Annotated in this window: 19 protein-coding genes; 9 read left to right on the plus strand and 10 right to left on the minus strand. The window is 65.3% G+C overall.

Going from position 1 to position 24,046, the window contains the following annotated elements:
* Window positions 1-7: 7 nt before the first annotated feature.
* From pstC to ppk1, 3 genes are all read right to left on the minus strand, one after another.
* Window positions 8-1,024, minus strand: coding sequence for a phosphate ABC transporter permease subunit PstC (gene pstC / locus ACUDP5_RS22410; RefSeq protein ID WP_175194411.1), 1,017 nt, complete (start codon window positions 1,022-1,024; stop codon window positions 8-10).
* A 136-nt stretch (window positions 1,025-1,160) separates the two neighbouring features.
* Window positions 1,161-2,201, minus strand: coding sequence for a phosphate ABC transporter substrate-binding protein PstS (pstS, locus tag ACUDP5_RS22415; protein ID WP_263911519.1), 1,041 nt, complete (start codon window positions 2,199-2,201; stop codon window positions 1,161-1,163).
* A 345-nt stretch (window positions 2,202-2,546) separates the two neighbouring features.
* The gene (gene ppk1, locus ACUDP5_RS22420; RefSeq protein ID WP_263911518.1) at window positions 2,547-4,622 is read right to left on the minus strand and encodes a polyphosphate kinase 1; all 2,076 of its coding nucleotides are present in this window, start codon (window positions 4,620-4,622) and stop codon (window positions 2,547-2,549) included.
* Between the two features lie 221 nt (window positions 4,623-4,843).
* Between ppk1 and ppx the strand changes: the two genes are divergently transcribed.
* Window positions 4,844-6,331 (plus strand): exopolyphosphatase, encoded by a 1,488-nt coding sequence (gene ppx / locus ACUDP5_RS22425; RefSeq protein WP_263911516.1) that lies wholly within the window; start codon window positions 4,844-4,846, stop codon window positions 6,329-6,331.
* 168 nt (window positions 6,332-6,499) lie between these two features.
* On the opposite strand, the gene ACUDP5_RS22430 is transcribed toward ppx, so the two are convergent.
* The 5 genes from ACUDP5_RS22430 to ACUDP5_RS22450 all read right to left on the minus strand — a co-directional run bounded on the left by ACUDP5_RS22430 (window position 6,500) and on the right by ACUDP5_RS22450 (window position 12,483).
* On the minus strand, window positions 6,500-7,303 hold the full coding sequence (locus ACUDP5_RS22430) for a GNAT family N-acetyltransferase (protein ID WP_263911514.1): 804 nt from the start codon (window positions 7,301-7,303) through the stop codon (window positions 6,500-6,502).
* Window positions 7,304-7,519: 216 nt separating this feature from the next.
* Window positions 7,520-8,863, minus strand: a complete 1,344-nt coding sequence (gene glmM, locus ACUDP5_RS22435; RefSeq protein WP_263911513.1) for a phosphoglucosamine mutase — start codon at window positions 8,861-8,863, stop codon at window positions 7,520-7,522.
* Window positions 8,860-9,705: a dihydropteroate synthase gene (gene folP / locus ACUDP5_RS22440; RefSeq protein ID WP_445657231.1), complete on the minus strand. Its 846-nt coding sequence runs from the start codon at window positions 9,703-9,705 to the stop codon at window positions 8,860-8,862. Before folP ends, glmM begins: the two co-directional genes overlap by 4 nt.
* A gap of 18 nt (window positions 9,706-9,723) precedes the next feature.
* Window positions 9,724-11,622 (minus strand): ATP-dependent zinc metalloprotease FtsH, encoded by a 1,899-nt coding sequence (ftsH, locus tag ACUDP5_RS22445; protein WP_445657232.1) that lies wholly within the window; start codon window positions 11,620-11,622, stop codon window positions 9,724-9,726.
* A 228-nt stretch (window positions 11,623-11,850) separates the two neighbouring features.
* Window positions 11,851-12,483: an RlmE family RNA methyltransferase gene (locus ACUDP5_RS22450; RefSeq protein ID WP_025139564.1), complete on the minus strand. Its 633-nt coding sequence runs from the start codon at window positions 12,481-12,483 to the stop codon at window positions 11,851-11,853.
* 18 nt (window positions 12,484-12,501) lie between these two features.
* Here ACUDP5_RS22450 and ACUDP5_RS22455 point away from each other — a divergent pair, with 18 nt between their 5' ends.
* Window positions 12,502-13,113, plus strand: coding sequence for a YhbY family RNA-binding protein (locus ACUDP5_RS22455; protein WP_263911510.1), 612 nt, complete (start codon window positions 12,502-12,504; stop codon window positions 13,111-13,113).
* A gap of 131 nt (window positions 13,114-13,244) precedes the next feature.
* On the opposite strand, the gene greA is transcribed toward ACUDP5_RS22455, so the two are convergent.
* Window positions 13,245-13,721: a transcription elongation factor GreA gene (greA, locus tag ACUDP5_RS22460; RefSeq protein ID WP_199166166.1), complete on the minus strand. Its 477-nt coding sequence runs from the start codon at window positions 13,719-13,721 to the stop codon at window positions 13,245-13,247.
* A 677-nt stretch (window positions 13,722-14,398) separates the two neighbouring features.
* Here greA and ACUDP5_RS22465 point away from each other — a divergent pair.
* The gene (locus ACUDP5_RS22465; RefSeq protein ID WP_263911509.1) at window positions 14,399-16,018 is read left to right on the plus strand and encodes a methyl-accepting chemotaxis protein; all 1,620 of its coding nucleotides are present in this window, start codon (window positions 14,399-14,401) and stop codon (window positions 16,016-16,018) included.
* 102 nt (window positions 16,019-16,120) lie between these two features.
* On the opposite strand, the gene ACUDP5_RS22470 is transcribed toward ACUDP5_RS22465, so the two are convergent.
* Window positions 16,121-17,437 (minus strand): uracil-xanthine permease family protein, encoded by a 1,317-nt coding sequence (locus ACUDP5_RS22470; protein ID WP_263911507.1) that lies wholly within the window; start codon window positions 17,435-17,437, stop codon window positions 16,121-16,123.
* 133 nt (window positions 17,438-17,570) lie between these two features.
* Between ACUDP5_RS22470 and ACUDP5_RS22475 the strand changes: the two genes are divergently transcribed.
* From ACUDP5_RS22475 to ACUDP5_RS22500, 6 genes are all read left to right on the plus strand, one after another.
* On the plus strand, window positions 17,571-18,002 hold the full coding sequence (locus ACUDP5_RS22475) for a FlxA-like family protein (protein ID WP_445657233.1): 432 nt from the start codon (window positions 17,571-17,573) through the stop codon (window positions 18,000-18,002).
* A 147-nt stretch (window positions 18,003-18,149) separates the two neighbouring features.
* The gene (locus tag ACUDP5_RS22480) at window positions 18,150-19,475 is read left to right on the plus strand and encodes an ABC transporter substrate-binding protein (protein WP_445657234.1); all 1,326 of its coding nucleotides are present in this window, start codon (window positions 18,150-18,152) and stop codon (window positions 19,473-19,475) included.
* Between the two features lie 106 nt (window positions 19,476-19,581).
* Window positions 19,582-21,288, plus strand: coding sequence for an ABC transporter permease (locus ACUDP5_RS22485; RefSeq protein ID WP_445657235.1), 1,707 nt, complete (start codon window positions 19,582-19,584; stop codon window positions 21,286-21,288).
* A 15-nt stretch (window positions 21,289-21,303) separates the two neighbouring features.
* Window positions 21,304-22,389 (plus strand): ABC transporter ATP-binding protein, encoded by a 1,086-nt coding sequence (locus ACUDP5_RS22490; protein ID WP_263911501.1) that lies wholly within the window; start codon window positions 21,304-21,306, stop codon window positions 22,387-22,389.
* A gap of 24 nt (window positions 22,390-22,413) precedes the next feature.
* The gene (locus ACUDP5_RS22495; protein ID WP_263911500.1) at window positions 22,414-23,322 is read left to right on the plus strand and encodes a LysR family transcriptional regulator; all 909 of its coding nucleotides are present in this window, start codon (window positions 22,414-22,416) and stop codon (window positions 23,320-23,322) included.
* Between the two features lie 51 nt (window positions 23,323-23,373).
* Window positions 23,374-24,018 (plus strand): histidine phosphatase family protein, encoded by a 645-nt coding sequence (locus ACUDP5_RS22500; protein WP_263911499.1) that lies wholly within the window; start codon window positions 23,374-23,376, stop codon window positions 24,016-24,018.
* The last annotated feature ends 28 nt before the right edge of the window (window positions 24,019-24,046 follow it).

Raw genomic sequence — 24,046 nt, forward strand, 5'->3', positions numbered from 1 at the left:
CGGCGGGTCAGGTTTTCTTGCCTTCGCCGGCGGACAGGCGAACCAGCAGCATCTTGGCCAGGGCCAGCACGATGGTCGTGATCAGGAACAGGATCAGGCCCAGTTCCAGCAGCGCCGATTTCTGGATGCCGCCTGCTTCGTTGAATTCGTTGGCCAGGGCCGAGGCGATCGAGTTGCCCGGCGAGAACAGCGAGCCGGACCACTTGAAGGCGTTGCCGATCACGAAGGTCACCGCCATGGTTTCACCCAAGGCGCGCCCCAGGCCCAGCATGATGCCGCCGATGACGCCCGACTTGGTGAACGGCAGCACCACGCGCCACATCACTTCCCAGGTCGTGCTGCCCAGGCCGTAGGCCGATTCCTTCAGCATGGCCGGCACCAGTTCGAACACGTCGCGCATCACCGCCGCGATGAACGGGATGATCATGATCGACAGGATCAGCCCGGCGGTGAAGATGCCGATGCCGAAAGGCGGTCCGGCGAACATGCCGCCGATGATCGGCACGCTGCCCAGCGTGGCGATCAGGAAGGGCTGCACGTATTGCTGGAACACCGGCACGAAGACGAACAGGCCCCACATGCCGTAGATGATCGACGGGATGGCGGCCAGCATTTCGACGGCGGTGCCCAACGGGCGGCGCAGCCAGGTGGGCGACAGTTCGGTCAGGAAGATGGCGATGCCGAACGACACCGGCACGGCAATGATCAGGGCGATGGCCGAGGTCAGCAGCGTGCCGATGATGGGCACCACGGCGCCGTAGTTCTGCTTGACGGGGTCCCAGTCGTTCAGCCACAGGAACGACAGGCCGTACTTGGCCAGCGATTCGCGACTGCCGTAGATCAGGGAAATCAGAATCGCCGCCAGCAGGATGAACACCAGGAAGGCGAACAGGCGGGTCAGGTTCTTGAACAGCGCATCCATCAGCGCGTTTTTATTTTGCTTCATAGGCGAAGGCGTGCCGGTAGTCACGGAGTCCGCCACGCTGGGCGAAAGCGGCACACTATTATCCATTACCGCGCTCATGGATGGACTTTCCTTAGGAAACCTTGGGAGAAACTACGAGACGGTCCGGAAGATCCGCCCCGATTTCCAACCAACCGGAAACCGGGGCAGCGGACCGATGCGGGCGCGGGGCCAGGCCACCGCGCCCATCATCCACTTACTTCCAGACAGCCTTGCCGTCGGCGCTCTTGACTTCGCCCCAGGCAGCGCGGATTTCCTTGGTCACGGCTTCCGGCAGCGGCACGTAGTCCAGGGCTTCAGCCGACTTGGCGCCATTCTTGAAGGCCCAGTCGAAGAATTCCAGCACGGCCTTGCCTTGCGCCGGCTTGTCTTGCGACTTGTGCACCAGGATGAACGTCGCGGCGGTCACGGGCCAGGAATCGGCGCCCGGTTCGTCGGTCAGCACCACGCCCATGCCAGGCGCGCTCTTCCAGTCGGCGTTGGCGGCGGCAGCGGCGAAGGCCTTCTGTTCCGGCTGGACGAACTTGCCGTCCTTGTTCTGCAACTGCGTCCAGGCCAGCTTGTTCTGCTTGGCGTAGGCGTATTCCACGTAGCCGATCGAGTTCTTCAGCTGGCCGACGTAGGCGGCGACGCCTTCGTTGCCCTTGCCGCCTTGACCCACGGGCCACTTGACGGCCTTGCCTTCACCGACTTGTTCCTTCCACTCCGGCGACACCTTGGACAGATAGTTGGTCCAGCCGAAGGTGGTGCCCGAGCCGTCCGAACGGTGCACGACGATGATGTCGGCCGACGGCAGCTTCAGGTCGGGGTTCAGCGCCTTGATGGCGGCGTCGTCCCACTTCTTGATCTTGCCCAGGAAGATTTCGGCCAGGACCTTGCCCGACAGCTTCAGCTTGCCCGGTTCGATGCCGTCGATGTTCACCACGGCCACGGTGCCGCCGATGACGGCCGGGAACTGCAGCAGACCGTTCTTTTCCAGGTCAGCTGCCTTCATGGGATCGTCCGAGGCGCCGAAATCGACGGTCTTGGCGATGATCTGCTGCTGGCCGCCGCCCGAACCGATCGACTGGTAGTTGACCGCGTTGTTGGTGGCTGCCTTGTAGTCCGACGCCCACTTGGCGTAGACGGGGTACGGGAACGATGCGCCGGCGCCGGTCACGTCGGCGGCCTGGACGGCAAACACGGCGGCGCTCAGCGCGACGCCCAGGGAAACTTGTTTGAAGACACGTTTGAACATCTTGGTTCCTTCTGTGCTCGTTAGAGGAGTCTTGGCAGGCTTTCTACTGCCTGTCTTTCAGCGACCCTCGCATCTTAGAAGTCCAACGTGACAGGATAGTGACAGTCACATTCCCCCCCCCGGAGCGCTGCGCGCTTCCCCCCCAGGGGGGCGCCGGTGGCGGACCGGCGTAGCCGGATCCGCGCGGCTGCGCTCTCGGAGCGCCTGCCTCGAAAGCGGTTTTTTTGCTTGCGGAGAAATTGGGGTCGGATTGATTGGGGTGAAGATTGGCGGGGCCGGAAGCCCCCCCCCTGCCCCAAGGATTGGGGGACGGATATCCGTCCCCCTGCCCGGCTCAGGCCTGGGCTAAACGCCCAGCTTCTGCATCAGGTACTGGTGCAGGTTGAACGGCTCGCGGCGGCTCTTGACGCGGACGTAGTCGCCGTCGGCCTGCTGTTGCCAGGCCAGCTGGTTGTCGCGCAGGGCGAAGGTGAAGGCTTCGTCGATGACGCGCTTCTTGAGCGACTTGTCGTAGATCGGGAAGGCGATTTCGACGCGGCGGAAGAAATTGCGGTCCATCCAGTCGGCCGACGACAAGTAGACGGTCTCGGCGCCTTCGGCGTAGAAATAGAACACCCGGGAGTGCTCCAGGAAGCGGCCCACGATCGAACGCACCCGGATGTTTTCCGACAGCCCCGGCACGCCGGCGCGCAGGGCGCAGACGCCGCGCACGATCAGGTCGATCTTCACGCCGGCCTGGCTGGCCTTGTAGAGTTCTTCGATGATCTGCTCTTCGAGCAGCGAGTTCATCTTGGCCATGATGCGCGAGCGCTTGCCGGCCTTGGCCGCGCGGGCCTCGGCGCGGATCAGCGCCACCATGCCGTCATGCATGGTGAACGGCGACTGCATCAGCGCCTTGAGCGAGCGGCGCGCCCCCAGGCCCGTCAACTGCGCAAAGACCTTGTCCATGTCCTCGCACAGCTTGGGATCGGCGGTCAGCAGGCCGAAATCGGTGTACAGGCGCGCGGTGCGCGGGTGGTAGTTGCCCGTGCCCAGGTGGGCGTACCGGCGCAGGCGGCCCTTTTCGCGGCGCAGCACCACGGCCATCTTGGCATGCGTCTTGTGCGCCACCACGCCGTACACCACGTGGGCGCCCACCTCTTCGAGCTTGGAGGCCCAATTGATGTTGGTCTGCTCGTCGAAACGGGCCATCAGCTCCACCACCACCGTCACTTCCTTGCCGGCGCGCGCGGCGGCCAGCAGGATCTTCATCAGCTCGGAATCCTCGCCGGTGCGGTAGATGGTCTGCTTGATGGCCATCACGTCCGGATCCAGCGCGGCGGCGGTCAGGAAATCGATGACGGGCTGGAAGGACTGGTACGGATGATGCAGCAGGCGGTCTTGTTCGGCCACGGCCTCGAACAGGTCGGACGGCTTGTCGCCCACCCGGTCGAACGGCGCCGGCAGCGGCGCACGGTAGTCGGGGAACAACAGGTCCGGGCGGTCGGGCGAGTTGCACAGTTGCATCAGGCGCGACAGATTGACCGGGCCCGGCACGCGATAGGTGTCTTCCGGCTTGAGCGAGAACTCGCGCTGCAGGAAGTTTTCCAGTTCCACCGGTGTGAGCTTGTCGATTTCCAGACGCACGGCGGCACCGAAGTTGCGCTGCGACAACTCACCCTGCAAGGCGTGGCGCAGGTTGGTGACTTCTTCCTCGTCGACGAACAGGTCGCTGTTGCGCGTCACCCGCCACTGGTAGCAACCCAGCATTTCCAGGCCCGGGAACAGCTCGCCGACGAAGGCACGCAGCAGCGACGTCAGGAGGATGTAGCCCTCGGGATGCCCGGACAGCTCGGGCGGCATCTTGATCAGGCGCGGCAGCGCGCGCGGCGCCTGCACCACGGCGATGGACGCCTGGCGGCCAAAGGCATCCGCGCCCGACAGCGACACGATGAAATTCAGGCTCTTGTTGTAGACCCGCGGAAACGGGTGCGCCGGATCCAGCCCGATGGGGGTCAGCAGCGGCATCACGTCGCGGTTGAAGACCTCGCGCGCCCATTCCTGCTGCTGGGGGTTCCATTCCGACGCATGATGCAGGGCAATGCCCTCGGCCTGCAGCGCGGGCAGAATGGCGTCGTTGAGCAATGCGTACTGGCGCCCCACCAGCTCGTGGACCGCCTGCTGGACATTCTCGAACGCCTGGTCCGGCGTCATGCCATCCGGGCCCACCAGGTTGGGCGACTGGCGCTGCTGCTCTTTCAGGCTGGATATCCGGATTTCGAAGAATTCGTCCAGGTTGGAGCTGACGATGCAGACGTAGCGCAGCCGTTCCAACAGGGGCGTCGAAGGATTTTCCGCCATCGCCAGCACACGGTCGTTGAATTTGAGCAGCGACAACTCGCGATTCAGGAGCAAAGGCTCGGCGGGCGGGCGTGTGGTCATACCGGATTCCATACGTAGGGAGAGCGTGGAGTTTTACTGCAAAAGGGTGACGGTTCTATGACACAGCACTAAAAGCGTAGCGTACGACAAATCCGGGACACATGGCGCACCCGACTTTCGACGCCAACCATATGTTCCATAAGCGAAAACCCGCAGCGGAAGGCGCTGTCACATGGGGTATCTATAATCAGGCCACCTCAAAGCCAATATTGACGAGCCGCATGGATCAACTTCTGGCCGCCGTGGACCTCGGGTCCAACAGCTTCCGCCTCTCCATCGGACGCATCGTTCAGCAGGACGGTACGCCCCAGATTTATCAGATCGACCGCCTCAAGGAAACCGTCCGGCTCGCCGCCGGCCTGGACGCCGACAAGCGACTGGGCGACGATGCCATCGAACGGGCCATCGCCGTGCTGGAACGCTTCGGCGACCGCCTGCGCAGCTTCCACCCCAACCGGGTGCGGGCGGTGGCAACCAATACGTTCCGCGTGGCGCGCAACACCCGTGATTTCCTGCCGCGTGCCGAAGCCGCCCTGGGCTTTCCCATCGAAGTCATTGCCGGCCGCGAAGAGGCCCGCCTGATCTTCTCGGGCGTGGTCCACACCCTGCCCCCCTCCCCCAACAAGCGCCTGGTGATCGACATCGGCGGCGGTTCCACCGAGGTCATCATCGGCAAGGGCCACGAACCCGGCCTGATGTCGTCGCTGTACATGGGCTGCGTCAGCTACAGCCGCCAGTTCTTCTCGGACGGCGTTGTCGATGCCCACCAGATGAAGCTGGCCGAACTGGCCGCCCGCCGCGAAATCGAAGTCATCGCCAAGCAGTACCGCAAGACGGGCTGGAAAGAAGCCTACGGCTCGTCGGGCACCGCCAAGGCGCTGTTCGCCATCCTGACCGAAGGCGGCATGTCCGACCGCGGCATCACCCGCGCGGGCCTGACCAAGCTCAAGGACCGCATCGTGCGCGCCGGCCGGGTGATTCCGTCCGAGTTGCCCGGCATCAAGGTCGAGCGCGCCGACGTGCTCCCCGGCGGCCTGGCCATCATGAGCGCCCTGTTCGACGAACTGGGCATCGATGTCATGCACACGGGCGACGGCGCACTGCGCCTGGGCGTACTGTATGACCTGCTGGGCCGCGACGACGAACACGACAAGCGCGACGAATCGGTGCGCCAGTTCATGAAGCGCTACCACGTCGACGTCAACCAGGCCCGCCGCGTGCACCATGCCGCGCTGAGCCTGTTCGACGCGATGATGCCTGAAGGCCCGGAACGCACCGAACTGCGCGTGGCGCTGGGCTGGGCGGCCGACCTGCACGAAGTGGGCCTGTCCATCGCCCACAACGCGTATCACAAGCACACCGCTTACGTGCTGGAAAACGCCGACATGCCCGGCTTTTCCCGCGCCGACCAGCAATTGCTGGCATTGCTGGCCCTGGGCCACCAGGGCAAGCTGGGCAAGCTGGAACCCCTGGTGCGCACCCGCGCGCAGTGGATGGCCATCCTGAGCCTGCGCCTGGCGGTGCTGCTGTTCCGCCGCCGCGGCGAAATCGAACCCCTGCCCCTGACGGCTTCCGTGCGCAACGATTCGATCGTGGTGCGTGTGAACCGCGATTGGCTCGCGCAGCATCCGCTCAGCGACTTCACGCTGCGCGCGGAAGAAGCCGAATGGTCGAAGGTGGGATTTTCGTTCGAACTGCTGGAATTCTGAAGCAAGCAACGACGCGGGGCGGGCCCCGCGTCACGCTGCGCACGACTCACGCGCGCTAGAACGGCAACAGATCGGTCTGCCGTTCCAGTTGTTTGAGTTCCAGACGGAAGGGCCGCGTGGCCCGCCGTATCAGTTTGATCTTCATACGGCGGAACAGGCGGCGCATGATCAGCGCTGGCCGTTGGCGACGGGTTGGTCCAGGCCGAAATGGCGGCGGTAGCGCTCGTCCATGCCGTCCATCTTCAGCAGCACCGGAAAGTCGGCGGCGTTGAAGTCGGGGTCCCAGGCCGGCTCGCCGCAAACCGTGGCGCCCAGCTTCAGGTAACCCTTGATCAGCGGCGGCACGCGGGCCGGCAGCGTGCTGTTGAGCTTTTCCACCGGGTAGCGGTGCAGCGGCGTGACCTGCGGCTGGCCTTCCTTGGGCAGGTGCTTGGAGATGGTGCGCCACACTTCGGCAGCCGTCACGCCGTCGTCGCGCAGGCTGACGCTGGCGCAGCCCAGCACGTACTGATAGCCGCCGCGGCGCAGGTATTCCGCCAGACCGGACCACAGCAGCATGATGACCGCGCCATTGCGGTAGTCGGCGTGGGTGCACGAGCGGCCCACTTCCACGAGTTCGTCGCGGATCGCGCCCAGGCCGGACAGGTCGAATTCGGATTGCGAGTAGTAGCCCCCCGCCTCGCGCGCCTTTTCAGGCGTCAGGATGCGGTAGGTACCCACGACACGGCCAGTGTCCAGTTCGCGAACCATCAGGTGCTCGCAAAAGGGGTCGAAGCGGTCATGCTCGATCCCATCGTGGGCATCAGGAAACACCACGCCCATGTCTTCGGTGAAGACCTCGTAGCGCAGGCGCTGGATTTGTTCGATTTCCTCGGCCGTGCGCGCCAGGCCAACCACCAACACCCTGGCGGCAGGTCCCGTCCACGGTTCGGCGGCATTACGGCTTGGGTTGATGCGTGCTAGTTCCAGCATTGCGCGAAGCTCCTAGAGAGTCCGGTCAGTTTGGACGCCCTGTATGTCAAAGACTTGACCAATATGTTACGTGACTATGAAGTTTAGATCGGAGCGATGAGGCCCAATTCCTGCAAAGCTCGACAATTCTTTACAAAACAATGCTGAATGTTCACAAACAATGGCCATTCATCGCAAAACGATGAATGGCCAGGTTCGATCCACGCAAAAAAGAGCCTATGCCAGGCTGGCCGCCAGCTTTTCAGCAGACGTCACGGCCAGGGCCTCGTCCTCGGCTTCGACCATCAGCCGCAGCTTGGGCTCGGTACCCGAAGCACGGATCAGGATGCGGCCACGGCCGGCCAGTTCGGCCTCGACGGCCTTGCGCGCCGCGCTCAGGCCGGGATGCGATTTCCAGTCCTGGCCGGGAGTGATCGGCACGTTGATCATCTTCTGGGGATACATGCGCAGATCCTGCACCCAGTCGGCCATCGACGCCTGGTTGCGGCGCAGCGCGGTCAGCACCTGCAGGGCCGCCACGATGCCGTCGCCGGTGGAGTGGCAATCCAGGCACAGCAAGTGGCCGGAGCTTTCGCCGCCGTACAGCCAGCCACGTGCCTGCATCTGTTCCAGCACGTAGCGGTCGCCCACATTGGCACGCTCGAAGCCCACGCCCAGGCGGTTCAATTCGCGCTCGAAGCCGAAGTTGGTCATCAGCGTGCCCACGACGCCATCGACCTTGCCGCGCTGCATGCGCTCGCGCAGGATGGCGTAGAGCAATTCGTCGCCGTTGTAGATGCGGCCGTCGCCGTCCACCATCTGCAGGCGGTCGGCGTCGCCGTCCAGGGCGATGCCGATGTGGGCGTCGCGCGCCTTCACTTCCTTGGCCAGCAACTCGGGATGCAGCGCACCGACGCCCTTGTTGATGTTGAAGCCGTCGGGGTGCACACCGATGGCGTGCACCTCGGCCCCGAGTTCGCGGAAGACGTGCGGCGCGATGTTGTATGCGGCGCCATGAGCGGCGTCCACCACGATCTTCATGCCGTTCAGGTCGAGATCATTGGGGAACGTGCTCTTGCAGAACTCGATGTAACGGCCCTGCGCATCCGACATGCGGCGGGCGCGTCCCAGCCCTTCCGAGCTGACGCAACCCAGCGGCTCGTCCAGCGCAACCTCGATCGCGGCTTCGATCTCGTCGGGCAGCTTCATGCCCTGGGCCGAGAAGAACTTGATGCCGTTGTCCTGGTAGGGATTGTGCGAGGCGCTGATCACGATCCCGGCGACCAGGCGCAACGCGCGGGTCAGGTAGGCCACGGCGGGCGTCGGGATCGGGCCTGCAAGCAGCACGTCGATGCCGGCGGCCGACAGGCCGGCCTCCAGTGCCGATTCCAGCATGTAGCCGGAAATGCGGGTGTCCTTGCCGATCACGACCTGCGGGCGGCTGCCGCCACGCCCCGCATGTTCGCGGGCCAGCACGCGGCCGGCGGCATAACCCAGGCGCAACGCGAATTCTGCGTTGATCACCGGGCCGCCCACTTCGCCACGGACACCGTCGGTACCAAAATACTTGCGTCGAATCATGAAGTGATAGCTCCTTGTTCAGCCGCCTGCCACACCTTGAGCGCGTCGACCGTGGCCGCGACGTCGTGCACCCGCACGATGGACGCGCCACGGGCCACACAGGCCAGGGCGGCGGCAATGCTGCCGGGCAGCCTGTCGCCGACCGGCCGGCCCGTGGCCTGGCCGATCATGGTCTTGCGCGACAAGCCAATCAGCAATGGATAACCGCCGCTGCGCAGGCTGGACAGCCGGCGCAGCAGTTGAAAGTTCTGGTCGGCGGTCTTGCCGAACCCGAAGCCCGGGTCCAGCACGATGCGCCGGGGGTCCACCCAGGCCGCCCGCAGCTTTTGGGCGCGCGATCCCAGGAAGAGCCCGATCTCGCCGATCAGGTCTGAATATTCAGGGGGCGTCGCCTGCATGGTGCGCGGCTCGCCTTTCATGTGCATGACGCACAGCCCGCAGCGCGATTGCGCCACTGCCTCGATGGCGCCCGGCTGCCGGAAGCCATAGATGTCGTTGATCATGTCGGCGCCGGCATCCAGCGTGGCGCGCATGACCTCGGGCTTGAAGGTGTCGATGGACAACGGCACGCCGCAATCGCGCAACGCCTCGATCACCGGCAACAGCCGATCGAGTTCGTCGGCCACGGATACCGGGTCGGCGCCGGGGCGCGTGGACTCGCCGCCCAGATCGAGGATCTGCGCGCCTTCCTGGATCAATTGGCGCGCATGCGCCACCGCGGAATCGGTATCGTCGTGCTGGCCGCCGTCGGAAAAGGAATCCGGCGTGACATTGACGATGCCCATGACAAGCGGGCGCTCGAGATCAAACTCGAAGCGCCCGCAAAGAAAGTTATTGGCCATAACTCAGGACGGAAGCCCTCAGACTGCGGCCGCCGTATTGCCGCCTGCGGCAAGGCCGGTCGGGGGCGTGTCGGGCGTATCCGACGGACCCTGCGGCGTCTTCGGGGGACGCGGTGGGCGGCCCTCGATGATGTCGTTGATCTGGTCGGCGTCGATGGTTTCCCATTCGAGCAGCGCGGCGGTCATGACTTCGACCTTGTCGCGGTTTTCTTCCAGGATCTTGCGCGCCACGCCGTATTGCTCGTCGATGATGCGGCGGATCTCGGAGTCCACCTTCTGCATGGTGGCTTCGGACATGTGCGTGGTCTTGGTGACGCTGCGGCCCAGGAACACTTCGCCTTCGTTCTCGGCGTAGACCATGGGACCCAGTTCGTCGGTCATGCCGTAGCGCGTGACGATGTCGCGGGCGATGGCCGTGGCGCGTTCGAAGTCATTCGAGGCGCCGGTGGTCATCTGGTCCATGAAGAGTTCTTCGGCGATGCGGCCACCGAACAGCACGGCGATGGTCGAGAGCAGACGGCCCTTGTCCATGCTGTAGCGGTCGGTTTCGGGCAACTGCATGGTCACGCCCAGCGCACGGCCGCGCGGGATGATGGTGACCTTGTGGACCGGGTCGGTCTTGGGCAGCATGCGCGCGACGATCGCGTGGCCGGACTCGTGGTACGCGGTGTTCTTGCGTTCCTCTTCGGGCATGACGATCGAGCGGCGCTCGGCGCCCATGATGATCTTGTCCTTGGCCTTTTCGAAGTCGGACATATCCACCGTGCGGCCATTGCGGCGAGCGGCGAACAGCGCGGCTTCGTTGACCAGGTTGGCCAGGTCGGCGCCCGAGAAGCCCGGGCAGCCGCGCGCCAGGATGGTCGCGTCGACGTTGGGCGACAGCGGCACCTTGCGCATGTGGACCTTCAGGATCTGCTCGCGGCCACGGATATCGGGCAGCGGCACCACGACCTGGCGGTCGAAGCGGCCCGGGCGCAGCAGCGCCGGGTCCAGCACGTCCGGACGGTTGGTGGCGGCGATCACGATGACGCCCTGGCCGGATTCGAAGCCGTCCATTTCCACCAGCATCTGGTTCAGGGTCTGTTCGCGTTCGTCGTTGCCACCGCCCAGGCCGGCGCCACGCTGGCGACCCACCGCATCGATTTCGTCGATGAAGATGATGCAGGGCGCGTGCTTCTTGGCGTTTTCGAACATGTCGCGCACGCGGGCCGCGCCCACGCCGACGAACATTTCAACGAAGTCCGAACCCGAGATGCTGAAGAACGGCACCTTGGCTTCGCCCGCGATGGCCTTGGCCAGCAGCGTCTTGCCGGTACCGGGCGAGCCGACCATCAGCACGCCGCGCGGAATGCGACCGCCCAGCTTCTGGAACTTGCTGGGGTCGCGCAGGAAGTCGACCAGTTCCTGGACGTCTTCCTTGGCTTCATCGCAGCCCGCCACATCGGCGAAGGTGATCTGGTTGGTGTTTTCGTCGAGCATGCGGGCGCGCGACTTGCCGAAGCTGAACGCACCGCCCCTGCCGCCGCCCTGCATCTGGCGCATGAAGAACACCCACACGCCGATCAACAGCAGCATGGGGAACCACGACACGAAGATGCTCATGAGCAGCGATTGCTCTTCGCGCGGCTTGCCCGACACCTGCACGCCATACTTGAGCAGGTCGGAGACCATCCAGAGGTCGCCCGGCGAGGTCAGGGTGTAGGCACGGCCTGCGTCCGGCGTGACGTAGAGCACGTCGCCACCGGCGCCGCCCTGCACGTCCACCTTGCGGATACGTCCCGCCTTGGCGTCGTCCATGAACTGCGTGTAGGTCACGCCGTCCTGGGTCTGTGCGCGTCCGTCGAACTGCTTGAAGACCGTGAATAGCACCAGGGCTATCACCATCCAGACGGCGACTTTCGAAAATGAATTATTCAAGGTCGATCTCCTGCTTTCGATTCCGACCGGCGACTGCGCACCCGCGTATGGCACAGTCACAAGTATGTCAATAGCCCATTCTACCCTGTTGGACCGGGTTGCGTCCTGGGATCAGCCGGGGCCTCTAAATTACGCCTGATTCGTGATTTTGCTGGTCGTTGTCTCGGCAGGCCGGCCGTGGCCGACCGGGGGGTTTCTTCTGACCGGGGCACGAGGCCCCGGCATGGGTTATTTCAGATCGCGGGCCACCAGAAAGGTTTCGGAGGATTTGTCCCGCGATGCCTTCGGCTTGCGCTCGACCACCCGCTTGAAGTGCTGCTTGAAGCTTTGCACGATCTGCGAGAAGCCGGTTCCGTGGAAAGCCTTGACGATCAGCGCCCCATTGGGCTTGAGATGGGCGAGCGAAAATTCCATCGCCAACTCGCACACATGCTGGATGCGCGCGGCGTCGGCGATACCCACGCCTGACAAGTTGGGGGCCATGTCGGAAATTACAAGGTCTACCGCGCGCGATCCGACCATGTCTTCCAACTGTTTCAAAATGTCATCTTCGCGGAAGTCGCCCTGGATGAATTCGACGCCCGCCACGGGCTCCATGGGCAGCATGTCGAGCGCGATGATGCGTCCGTCCACGACGCCGCCGGGCCCGGCGAGGCGCTCGCGCGCCACCTGGGACCAACTGCCGGGCGCCGAACCCAGGTCGATGACCAGGTCGCCCCGGCGCATCAGTTTCTCGGTGTCGAGGATCTCGATCAGCTTGAAGGCGGCGCGGGCCCGGTAGCCCTTCTGTTGCGCCATCTTCACATAGGGATCGTTGATGTGCTGGTGAATCCAGTCTTTGGAGAATTTATTCTTGGCCATTACCGTACAATTCCACGCATGCCTATATTAGAACTTACCTCTCGTGAGCGCAGCGACCTTCGGTCCGCCGCTCACCCTTTGCGCCCCGTCGTCCTGATTGGCGACAATGGCCTGACTGAAGCCGTGCTCAAGGAAATCGATCTGGCACTCGCTTCCCACGGCCTGATCAAGGTCCGCGCCGGCGGCGACGACCGCGAGGCCCGCGATGCCATGCTGTCGACCATCTGCGACACGCTGTCCTGCGCCCCCGTGCACCACCTGGGCAAGACCCTGATTCTGTTCCGCCCGCTGGCTGGCAACATCAAGCCCGCCGCGCTGGCCGCGATGGAACCGGAGCGCCCCGCCTCGACCAAGCGCCGCGCCTCCGAGCCGCATACGCCCAAGAAGCTGGCCGCCGAAGGCAAGACCCTGTCCAAGCGTCCGCGCCGTTCCGAAACCGAAGAGCCCAAGCCGGCCAAGGCCCGCTTCGTGCCCCAGGACCAGCTGAACAAGAACGGCAAGCCGATGCGTCCCAGCAACAAGAAGACGTCTTCCAGCGCCCACGGCATTCCGCGTCGCGCCGGCAGCGCGCTCAGCCTGCGGGCCGGGGCACGCAGCGGCACCAGCCGCAAGTCGTCGCCCAAAAGATAGAACCCGGGCACAAAAACGGGCGCTTTACGCGCCCGGTCCACCATAGCGTTCCGCCTGCTAGCCGCGGAAATCCTGACGAACGCTACGTTCTGGCTATGGTGTTTTGCTGATGTTACCGCTATTGGCAGGCGTCAGATGTAACGCACGCCCAGGACTTCATATTCGCGAACGCCAGCCGGGGCCTTGACCTCGACGACATCGCCTTCGCTCTTGCCGATCAGTGCGCGGGCCACGGGGCTCGACACGGAGATCAGGTTCGACTTGATGTCGGCTTCGACGTCGCCGACGATCTGGTACGTCACACGGTCGCCCGAATCCAGGTCTTCGATGTCGACGGTAGCGCCAAACACGGCGCGCCCTTCGGCCTCGAGGGAGGTCGGGTCGATCAGGTGGGCATTGGAAAGCGTGCCTTCAAGTTCGGCAATCCGGCCCTCGATAAAACCTTGGCGCTCGCGAGCCGCATCGTACTCGGCATTTTCCGACAGATCGCCCTGCGCGCGCGCTTCAGCGATAGCGTTGATGACGGCGGGACGTTCCACGGTTTTCAGCCGCTGGAGCTCTTCTTGCAAGCGCTCGGCCCCGCGCACGGTCAAAGGAATGGCAGACATTGTCGTTTCCCAAACAAAAGTAGAAAACGCCCCGGACGGAGCGTTCTCGGTGTGAAGGTCTTGGACCTGACGCGGTAGGCGTCCGGTCGGCTCGCCAGGCGGATGCGGCAAGCTTCGACCAAAACAAAACCCCGGCTCGGGTCGGAACCGGGGCAATCAAGGCCATATTGTGGTCAAAGTCCACGGGAATTGCAAGCCACCGGAGAAACCGTCGTTTTCGGCGCATTTCGCCGCTGTAACCCGCTAAAACCCGTCGTTTCCCAAAACGGCCTGCTTCCAGATCCGTCCCCCACCAACCCCGCCCGCCCCTGACCCGGCAAGGGCCGCTGCCGCGCGTTGCATAAAAGATACTCACCGATAGCCTGGATATCGGGAGGGCCCGGGGTTTCTGTAAAAACGCGCGGTGGTATCGAATAAAAAAGGTATAACCGACAAATCGGCCCATTAATAACAATTAAATACAAGTCGGAATCAACCGGCGGTTTTCCTTAATCAAATCCGAGGGGCGCGACGGCCAACGACATAATGTGGCCGCCGCGGGAATCGATCGATTGTGCGTGTTGCAGATTGGGCGGACGCATCGCAGTCATCCGGCTCGACGTTTGCCCCTCTACCGCAGCGCCCATGGGCTTGGGGCCCGCGCCAGCGGTGGAGCGCGTTCAAGAACGGGAGCTCTCATGCTGGAAAAATTGAAAGTCCGTACGGGAATGATGCTGGTGCTGGCCTGCTTCGTGGTGGCCTTGGCGCTGGCTTGCGGCCTAGGCTGGATGAATGCCGAAAACAGCGTGCGGGAAATCGAAGACCTGAATAATGTGGCCGTGCACCAGGTCGATCCGCTGTACGAGACCAATGGCGCCCTGTTGCGGACCCGCCTGGCGCTGGGCGCCGGCATTGCCGCCCTGCAGGCCGGCGCCAACGACCAGGCCGCGGCAGCCGAAGCGACTGCCGCCGAACAGTTGCAACTGGCGCGCGAGCGCTTTGCCCGTTACATGGAAGTACCCAAGAGCGAGCGCGGCCAGGAATTGGCCCTGGCGCTGCAAGGCCGCTTCAACGGCTACGCGGCGGCGCTGCAGGAACTGGATTCGGCGCTGAAGGAACGCTCGGTGGCCCGCTACCAGCAGGGCGAAGACGCCGTGCGGCAGGCTGACACGAATTTCGCCAAGGACATGCAGGTCTTCCTGGCGCGCGTGCAGGAACGCAGCGACGGGGTGCTGGGCCGTTCGCAGAACACCTACGCGACAGCCAAGGTGTCGTCCATCGTGCTGCTGTCGGTAGCCGTGCTGCTGGCGGCGCTGTGCTGGGCCTTCATCCGGCGTGGCGTCTTGCTGCCCTTGCAGGACGCGGGCCGGCACTTCGACCGCATCGCCGCCGGCGACCTGACCCAGCGGGTGGACGCCCGATCGAACAACGAGATCGGCACGCTGTTCTCGGCGGTCAAGCGCATGCAGGACGGGCTGACGCGTACGGTCACGACCGTGCGCCAGGGGGTGGAGGAAATCAACGTCGGGGCGGCCGAGATTGCCGCGGGCAACGCCAACCTGTCGACTCGCACCGAAGAGCAGGCGGCGGCGCTGGAGGAAACGGCGGCCACGATGGAGCAGTTGGCCGCCACGGTCAAGCAGAATGCCGAAAACGCCGCCCAGGCCAACCAACTGGCCGCGGTCAGCATGGAAGTGGCCCAGCGCGGCGGCCACACGGTCGGCCAGGTGGTGGCGACGATGCAAGGCATCTCCGACAGCTCGCGCCGTATCGCCGACATCGTCTCGGTGATCGACGGCATTGCCTTCCAGACCAACATCCTGGCGCTCAATGCGGCCGTGGAGGCGGCGCGAGCGGGCGAACAGGGCAAGGGCTTTGCGGTGGTGGCGGGCGAAGTGCGCACCCTCGCCCAGCGCGCGGCGCAGGCGGCCAAGGAAATCAAGGCCCTGATCGAGACCTCCGTCGAGACGGTGGCGGCAGGGGCGTCGCACGTATCGGCCGCCGGCCAGACCATGGAGGAAATCGTGACCTCGGTGCAGCGAGTGGCCGACATCATGGGCGAAATCTCGGCGGCGTCGGCCGAGCAGGCCGGCGGCATCGACCAGGTCACCCTGGCGGTGTCGCAGATGGACGAGGTGACACAGCAGAACGCCGCGCTGGTGGAACAAGCCTCGGCCGCGGCATCGGCGATGGAGGACCAGGCGCGGCGCCTTTCCGAGGCCACCGCAGTCTTCAAGACCCAGTCGGGCCAGGTGATCGAGGCGGCGCCGGTGCGGGTGGCGGGCCGGGCACCGGCTTCGCGGCTATCACGGCCCTGAGAGGGGGCCGGCCTGGGCGGACGTCACGCCAGCCCGGGCCGGCGGCCAGGGGCCGGGCCCGAGCGCCCGGCCAGCGGCAAGGCGCAAGCGGCAACCGCCGCCCTACCCCTGCTTCTTGCGACGCAGCAACGCGTACAGGATGATCGCGCCGAAGGTGGCGGTACCGATGCCGCCGAGCGTGAAGTTGCCCAGCTTGACCGTGAAGTCGCCCGCGCCCAGCACCAGCGTGACGGCGGCCACGATCAGGTTGCGGTTGTCGCTGAAGTCGACCTGGTTCACGACCCAGATCCGGGCCCCGGCGATGGCGATCAGGCCGAACACCACGACCGACATGCCGCCCAGCACGGGGGCCGGGATGGTCTGGATCAAGGCGCCGAACTTGGGCGAGAAACCCAGCACGATGGCGATCAGGGCCGCGATGACGAACACCAGCGTCGAATAGATGCGGGTGACCGCCATCACGCCGATGTTCTCGGCATAGGTGGTGACACCGGTGCCGCCCACTGCGCCCGACACCATGGTGGCCACGCCGTCGCCGACGAAGGCGCGGCCCAGGTAGCGGTCCAGGTCCTGGCCGGTCATGGCGCTGACCGCCTTGACGTGGCCCAGGTTCTCGGCGACCAGGATGATGGCCACCGGCACGATCAGGCCCATTGCCTCGGCCTTGAAGACCGGTGCAGCGAAATGCGGCAGCCCGAACCAGGCCGCGGCGTACACGGCGGAAAAGTCGATGGGCTTGCCCAGATTCAGGCCGTTGGCGCAGAGGGCGTACACCACGCAGGCCAGGATCAGGCCGACCAGGATCAACAGCCGCTGCACCATGCCCTTGGTATAGACGGCGATGCCGCCCACGCACAGGATGGTGACAATTGCCATGGCGCTATCAAAGCCCGAGGCGCCCATGGCGCCTTTGGCGGCGATGGGCGCCAGGTTCAGGCCGATCACCGCGACGACCGCGCCGGTCACGACCGGCGGCATCAGCGTATCGATCCAGTTGGCGCCGCCGCCCGCGCGGGCGTTGACGATCCAGACGATGACGCCGATCAGCGTGTAGGCCAGTCCGCAGGCGATGATGGCGCCCAGCGCCACGCCGATGTTGGCATTGGCGCCGCCGCCGGCATAGCCGGTCACCGCGATGACGCCGCCGATGAAGGCGAAGCTGGAGCCCAGGTAGCTGGGCACGCGGCCGCCGACGAACAGGAAGAAGATCAGGGTGCCGATGCCCGACATCAGGATGGCGACGTTGGGATCGAAGCCCATGAGCAGCGGCGCCAGCACGGTGGAGCCGAACATCGCCACCACGTGCTGCGCCCCCATGGCCACGTTCTTGGGCCAGGACAGCCGTTCATCGGGCGCGATGATGACGCCGGGCTCGGCGTCGTCGGCCAGGCGCCAGCGCGGAAAATAGGAATTGGACATGGATTCCCCGGGGGTGATTGGTGTGAGCGGGCGCCAGTGTAAAGGGGGCCGGGAACGGGCGGCAACTTAAGTTCCCGGTCGGAATGCCGTATTAGTGGAAACCCCCAGTCATTCTTCCTTCTGGAGACCCCTCATGGCCATCGATTCCATCAGCGGCACCTCGCGCATCGGCAGCATCGCCGACCTGTGGGCGCAGAAAATCCAGGCCAACAAGGAAGCCAAGGACGCCAAGGACGACAGCAAGGGCGTCACCGTCACGCCCGACGGCAAGATCCGCGTGTCCAATGCCGGCGCCATGAAGGTGGGCCAGACGGAGGAAACGGAATCTTCCGAGAACGACGACCACTACACCCGGCAGATCAAGGAACTGCAGCGCCAGCTCAAGCGGGTCATGGAGCAGATTGCACGCGTGCGCGACAGCAACGCGTCGGCCGAGCAAAAAGCCACGCAGATGCAAGCACTGAACGGCCAGGCGATGCAGATCATGAGCCAGATCCAGCAGGTCATGGCCGAAAAAGCCAAGGCGATGGCCAAAGCGAACGGCGGCGTGGCAGCCACGGCGTAAGCGCGTTTTCCCTGCGCCGGTGCTTCGGCGGGACCGGCGCCAGCCCCCCCCCCGGGCTGATGACGCGCATCAAAATTTCTGATTGGACGTGCGGCGGGCGCAGCCATTAAGGTCTCCGGACAAATCAAAAAACCACGGAGACAAACCATGCATGCAATGCGCACAGCCCTTGCAGGGGCGTTGCTGGCCGCCTGCGCGGCGCCGGCCCTGGCGGGCACCGTCACGGTCATCACGTCGTTCCCGAAAGACCTGACCCAGGCCTACAAGACCGCGTTCGAAAAGGCCAACCCGGGCATCACGCTGGAAATCCTGAACAAGAACACCGTGTCCGGCATCGCCTACGTGCGCGAAACGCCGGCGGGCCAGCGCCCCGAGGTGTTCTGGGCCAGCGCCCCCGACGCGTTCGAGGTGCTGGGCCGCGACAAGCTGCTGGCCAACTCGTCGGACGTGGCCAACAGGAATGTGCCGGACAAGATCGGCAACTACCCCATCAACGACCCTGGCGGCATGTACCTCGGACAGGCGCTGGCCGGCTACGGCATCGTCTACAACACGCGCTACATCAAGGCCCACAACATCCCCGCGCCGGTCGAATGGAAGGACCTGCTGGCGCCGCAATGGTTCGGCCATGTCGGCATCACCTCCCCATCGCGCTCGGGCACCATGCACCTGACCGTGGAAACGATCCTGCAGGGCGAAGGCTGGGATGACGGCTGGAATACGCTGCTGCGCATGTCGGGCAACAGCAGCGCGGTCACCGAACGTTCGTTCGGCGTGCCGGACGGCGTGAACAACGGCCAGTTCGGCGCGGGTCCGGTCATCGACTTCTTCGGCCTGTCGAGCAAGTATTCGAAGTTCCCCGTGGAATTCGTCTATCCGTCGGAAACGGCCATCGTGCCGGCCAACATCGCGCTGATCGACGGCGCCAAGAACACCGAGGAAGGCAAGAAGTTCATCGCCTTCACCCTGAGCCAGGCAGGCCAGGAACTGCTGCTGGAACCGAAGATCTCGCGCCTGCCGGTGCTGCCGTACTCGGCGCTGGCCGGCAAGGTGCCCGAAGGCTATCCGGACCCGGCCGAGATCGCACGCCGCAGCAAGGTCCAGTTCAATGCCGACCTGTCGCAGACGCGCTACTACGTGGTGCAGTCGCTGTATGACCAGACCGTCACGTTCCGCCTGAAGGAATTGCAGGCGGCGACCAAGGCGATCTACGACGCCGAGGCCAAGCTGGGCGAGAAGGCCAAGAGCGGCAAGCCGGCAGAACTGTTGGCACAGGCGCGCAGGCTGGCGTGGGCCCCGCTGGTCGACGGCAAGAAAGCCGCCGACCCGGCCTTCCTGAAGATCTTCAGCGGCAACAAGAAGGACGCGGCGGTCAACCAGCAGATCACGCAGCTGGAAGGCGAATGGAACGGCACGGCCAAAAGCAATTATGAGCAGGCCGTGAAGCTGGCGCGGGAAGCGGCAGCGCTGTAGCGCAGGACCTGCGGGGCCGGGGCTCGCCCCGCCCGCATGACCGTCGGGCCGGCCCTTGGCACGGACCGGCGGCCACCGCCTGTCTTCAACCACAACGGGAATCTCGATGAATCTTCCGGGCCATACCCGCCTGCCCGCCGGCCCTGTGCTGGCCGCGCTTCTGGTGCTGGGTTTCCTGGCGCTGTTCCTGGCCGTGCCGGTGGGCACCGTGTTCTACACGGCGTTCGTCAATGCGGACGGCAGCTTCACCACGGGCCACTTCGGCGCCTTCTTCAACCAGCCGTTGATGCGCGAGGCCTTCTTCAACAGCCTCTACGTCGCGGGCTGGTCCGCCCTGCTGGCCTCGCTGATCGCGGTGCCGCTGGCGTATTTCACGGTGCGCTTCGATTTCCGCGGCGCACTCATCATCCAGACGCTGGGCGTGCTGCCACTGATCATGCCGCCCTTCGTGGGCGCCGTGGCCATGCAGCTGATCTTCGGCCGTTCGGGCAGCGTGAACCTGCTGCTGAACGACTGGTTCGGCTTCACCATCCCGTTCATGGACGGGCTGAACGGCGTGATCTTCGTCGAGGCCCTGCACTACTTCCCGTTCATCCTGATGAACCTGGTGGTGGCGCTGCGCAACATCGACGGCGCCATGGAAGAGGCGGCCTTCAACCTGGGTTCGCGCGGGTTCCGGCTGTTCCGCCGGGTGATCTTCCCGTTGGCGCTGCCCGGTTACGTGGCGGGCACGTCGCTGGTGTTCGTGAAGGTGTTCGATGACCTGGGCACGCCGCTGGTGCTGGGCACCACCAACATGCTGGCGCCGCAGGCCTATCTGCGCATCACCCAGGTGGGCCTGGAAGATCCGCTGGGTTATGTGATCAGCGTGATCATGATCGCGTTTTCGATCCTGGCGCTGTGGCTGTCGGCGCGGGTGCTCAAGGGGCGCGACTATTCCACGCTGCAAAAGGGCGGCAACTCGATCCAGAAGCGCAAACTGAATCCGCTGGAAAGCACGCTGGCCTATGGCTGGATCGCCCTGGTGCTGCTGCTTGTGCTGTCGCCGCACATGGGCGTGCTGCTGCTGTCATTGGCCAGCGTCTGGAGCTTTGCGCCGCTGCCCGACGGCTACACGCTGGCGCACTACGCCGCGGTGTTCAGCGAGTCGCAGGGCATGATCGCCAACACGCTGCTGTATTGCGGCCTGGCCGCGGGCGTGGACGTGATCCTGGGAACGGCCATTGCCTACCTGATGCTGCGCACCCGCCTGCCGGCGCGCCAGTGGCTGGATTTCCTGGCGTCCGCCGCCCTGGCGATTCCCGGCATCGTGCTGGCGATCGGCCTGCTGCGCACGTTCCGCGGCGTGGAGATTCCCGGCACCGGCACGCTGCTGACCTCGTCGTGGATCATCATCATGATCGCGTACTCGGTGCGGCGCCTGCCGTATGCGCTGCGCTCCTGCGTGGCCTCGCTGCAGCAGATCAACGTATCGCTGGAAGAGGCCGCGCAATCGATGGGCGCGACTCGCCTGCGCACCATCCGCCGCGTGGTGGTGCCGCTGATGGCCGGTGGCATGCTGGCTGGATTTGTCACCAGCTTCGTGACGGCGGCGGTCGAGCTGTCGGCCACCATCATGCTGGTCACCAAAGACAGCCAGGCGCCGATGAGCTACGGCATCTATCTGTACATGCAGAGCGCGGCGGGCCGTGGGCCCGGCGCCGCGCTGGGCGTGCTGGCGGTGGTGGCCGTGGCCATCGGCACCTATGTCTCGCACCTGCTGGTGGAGCGCGCCCAGGCGCGCCAGCGCCCGGCGCGCGGCGACGAGGCTTGAACCAAGGGGAACAACATGAAGAAAGTCAGCGTTGAATGCCGCAACATCCGCCTGTCGTACGGCAAGACGGAAGTGCTCAAGGACGTCAACATCAGCATCGAGCCCGGCGAGTTCTTCGCCCTGCTGGGGCCATCCGGCTCGGGCAAATCCACCTTGCTGCGCCTGATCGCGGGCTTCAACCGCCAGAACGCCGGCCAGCTGCTGGTGGATGGCAAGGACATCAGCGGCATCCCGCCCTGGAACCGCAACATCGGCATGGTGTTCCAGAACTATGCCTTGTGGCCGCACATGACGGTGTGGGACAACGTGGCGTTCGGCCTGGTCGAACGCAAGCTGCCGCGCGACCAGATCCGCAGCAAGGTCGAGGCCGCGCTGGAACTGGTGGGCCTGTCGCAATACGCGCGCCGCCGCCCCAACCAGCTGTCCGGCGGCCAGCAGCAGCGCGTGGCGCTGGCGCGCACCATCGTGATCGAGCCGCAGGTGCTGCTGCTGGACGAACCCCTGTCGAACCTGGACAAGAAGCTGCGCGTGCAGATGCGCCAGGATCTGCTCAGCCTGCAGCGCCGGCTGGGCATCACCACCATTTTCGTGACGCACGACCAGGAAGAGGCGATGACCACCGCCGACCGCATGGCGGTGCTGGACCATGGCGTGGTGCAGCAGATCGGCGCACCCAGCACGCTGTTCGACTATCCGGTGAACCGCTTCGTGGCCAACTTCGTGGGCACCATGAACGTGCTGGAAGGCAATGTGCGCGAGCGCACCAGCGGCAGCGTGGTGCTGGCGGTGGAAGGCGTGGGCGACCTGCACCTGCCGCTGGCGGCCGAAGCGCCCACGGCGCAGCGCCTGGCGGCGAGCTTCCGGCCGCATACCGTGCAGATCGAAATGGCCGACGGCTTGGGCGATGCGCGCTACGTGTGGCTGCCTGGCGTGGTGGAAAGCAGTGAGTTCCTGGGCGAGTTCACCCGCTACCAGGTGCAGGTGGGCGAGCAGCGCCTGACGGCAGACCAGTCTCACCTGGCGGGACTGTCGCCGTTTCCGGTGGGGGCGCCGGTGTCGATCGGGCTGGAGCCGACCCAGGTGCGGCTGCTTGCCGCCTGAGCCCGGTTCCCCTACAAAGGCGCCATGGAAATCTATCAGATACGCGCCTTCGTCACGGTGGCCCGGCTGGGCAACCTGACCAAGGCCGCCGAAGCCCTGTCGCTGACCCAGCCCGCCGTCACCGGCCAGATCAAGGCCCTGGAACAAAGCCTGGGCGTGGCCTTGTTTGATCGCAGCGGCGGCCGGCTGGCGCTGGCCAAGGCCGGCGAAATGCTGCTGCCCACGGCCGAATCGCTGCTGGTGCTGGGCGCGCAATTCAAGTCCGAAGCGCAGCAGTTGCAGGGCAGCCTGCAAGGCGTGGTCGAACTGGGCGTGCCCAGCGAAAAACCGGATTTCCTGCGGCTGGGCGAGCTGGCCTCGGCCATTGCCCAGCGGCTGCCGCTGATCGAACTGAAGACGCAGACGCTGCCCACCGCCACGCTTGCCGAACAGGTCAGCACCGGCCGGCTGCCGGCGGCATTGACGATTGCCGCCCACCCGCCGCGCGGGGTGCTGTGGCAGCCGCTGCGCAGTGTGCGCTACCGCATCGCGCTGCCCAAGGAACAGGCCGCCGTGCTCAAGCGCGGCGGCTGGCGCGAAGTGGCGCAACTGCCATGGCTGGACGGTCCGGCCGGCAGCCACACCCACCTGCTGCTGCGCGACATGTTCGAACGCCACGGCCTGTCGCCGCGCGTGGCCATGCAGCACGACGACCAGGCCAACCTGGAAGCACTGGTGCGGGCCGGCGCCGGCTGCGCGCTGCTGCGCGAGGAAACCGCGCTGGCCGGCGCGGCCTCGAACGACTTCATCGTCTGGGGCCAGGCTCGCGCCGACGCGACGCTGGGCTTCATCCTGCCCTACGAACGCGCTAGCGAGCCCGCGCTGGTCGCGTTAAGCTCGGTGATTCAAGCCATCTGGAAGCCGCGTGCGCCAATCGCGCCCGACCCGCTTTGAGCCGGGCCCACCCGTCCGTCCGCGCCCCTTCCCCACCGTATCGATATTGCAATGACTGAAATCTGGTTCATCCGCCACGGCGAAACCGACTGGAACCGCGAACGCCGCCTGCAAGGCTGGAAAGACATCCCGCTGAACGAATTCGGCCGCAACCAGGCCAGCCTGCTGGCGGCGCGCCTGCGCGAGGAAGCCCACCACACGCCGATCCACGCCATCTACAGCAGCGACCTGCAGCGCGCCCACGCCACCGCCGTACCGGTGTCCGAGCAACTGGACCTGCGCGTACGCGTCGAACCGGGCATCCGCGAGCGCGGCTTTGGCGTGCTTGAAGGCCTGGACCACGACCGCATCGATGTGCTGGCGCCGGAAGCCGCCGCCGCCTGGAAAAGCCGCGATCCGCTGCGCCCGCTGGATGGCGGCGAAACGCTGGGCCAGTTCCAGTCGCGCGTGATTTCCACCGTGGACGACATTGCCAGCCGCCACGAGGGCGAACGCATCCTGATGTTCACGCACGGCGGCGTGCTGGACATCATCTGGCGCCATGCCAGCGGCGTGCCGCTGAACGCGCCGCGCGATGCCGCGCTGCTCAATGTCAGCATCAACCGGGTGGGCGTAAAGGGCCGTCACTGGCAGGTGCTGGATTGGGGCGACGTGGGCCACGTGGCTGCCGAAGTCGGCGACGACGTGGTGCCGTAACGGCCTTGGGCCACGCCGCCTGGTGCGG

This window comes from Achromobacter sp. NCFB-sbj8-Ac1-l (assembly GCF_052695805.1).

Bases quoted from the DNA above. Each gene is read 5' to 3' on its own strand.
- ACUDP5_RS22470 (WP_263911507.1), bottom strand. From the start codon at position 17,437: ATGTCCAATTCCTATTTTCCGCGCTGGCGCCTGGCCGACGACGCCGAG.
- greA (WP_199166166.1), bottom strand. From the start codon at position 13,721: ATGTCTGCCATTCCTTTGACCGTGCGCGGGGCCGAGCGCTTGCAAGAA.
- ACUDP5_RS22475 (WP_445657233.1), top strand. From the start codon at position 17,571: ATGGCCATCGATTCCATCAGCGGCACCTCGCGCATCGGCAGCATCGCC.
- ACUDP5_RS22480 (WP_445657234.1), top strand. From the start codon at position 18,150: ATGCATGCAATGCGCACAGCCCTTGCAGGGGCGTTGCTGGCCGCCTGC.
- ACUDP5_RS22500 (WP_263911499.1), top strand. From the start codon at position 23,374: ATGACTGAAATCTGGTTCATCCGCCACGGCGAAACCGACTGGAACCGC.
- pstS (WP_263911519.1), bottom strand. From the start codon at position 2,201: ATGTTCAAACGTGTCTTCAAACAAGTTTCCCTGGGCGTCGCGCTGAGC.
- ACUDP5_RS22490 (WP_263911501.1), top strand. From the start codon at position 21,304: ATGAAGAAAGTCAGCGTTGAATGCCGCAACATCCGCCTGTCGTACGGC.
- ACUDP5_RS22455 (WP_263911510.1), top strand. From the start codon at position 12,502: ATGCCTATATTAGAACTTACCTCTCGTGAGCGCAGCGACCTTCGGTCC.
- folP (WP_445657231.1), bottom strand. From the start codon at position 9,705: ATGGCCAATAACTTTCTTTGCGGGCGCTTCGAGTTTGATCTCGAGCGC.
- ppx (WP_263911516.1), top strand. From the start codon at position 4,844: ATGGATCAACTTCTGGCCGCCGTGGACCTCGGGTCCAACAGCTTCCGC.
- glmM (WP_263911513.1), bottom strand. From the start codon at position 8,863: ATGATTCGACGCAAGTATTTTGGTACCGACGGTGTCCGTGGCGAAGTG.
- ACUDP5_RS22465 (WP_263911509.1), top strand. From the start codon at position 14,399: ATGCTGGAAAAATTGAAAGTCCGTACGGGAATGATGCTGGTGCTGGCC.
- ppk1 (WP_263911518.1), bottom strand. From the start codon at position 4,622: ATGACCACACGCCCGCCCGCCGAGCCTTTGCTCCTGAATCGCGAGTTG.
- ACUDP5_RS22495 (WP_263911500.1), top strand. From the start codon at position 22,414: ATGGAAATCTATCAGATACGCGCCTTCGTCACGGTGGCCCGGCTGGGC.
- pstC (WP_175194411.1), bottom strand. From the start codon at position 1,024: ATGAGCGCGGTAATGGATAATAGTGTGCCGCTTTCGCCCAGCGTGGCG.
- ACUDP5_RS22430 (WP_263911514.1), bottom strand. From the start codon at position 7,303: ATGCTGGAACTAGCACGCATCAACCCAAGCCGTAATGCCGCCGAACCG.
- ACUDP5_RS22450 (WP_025139564.1), bottom strand. From the start codon at position 12,483: ATGGCCAAGAATAAATTCTCCAAAGACTGGATTCACCAGCACATCAAC.
- ACUDP5_RS22485 (WP_445657235.1), top strand. From the start codon at position 19,582: ATGAATCTTCCGGGCCATACCCGCCTGCCCGCCGGCCCTGTGCTGGCC.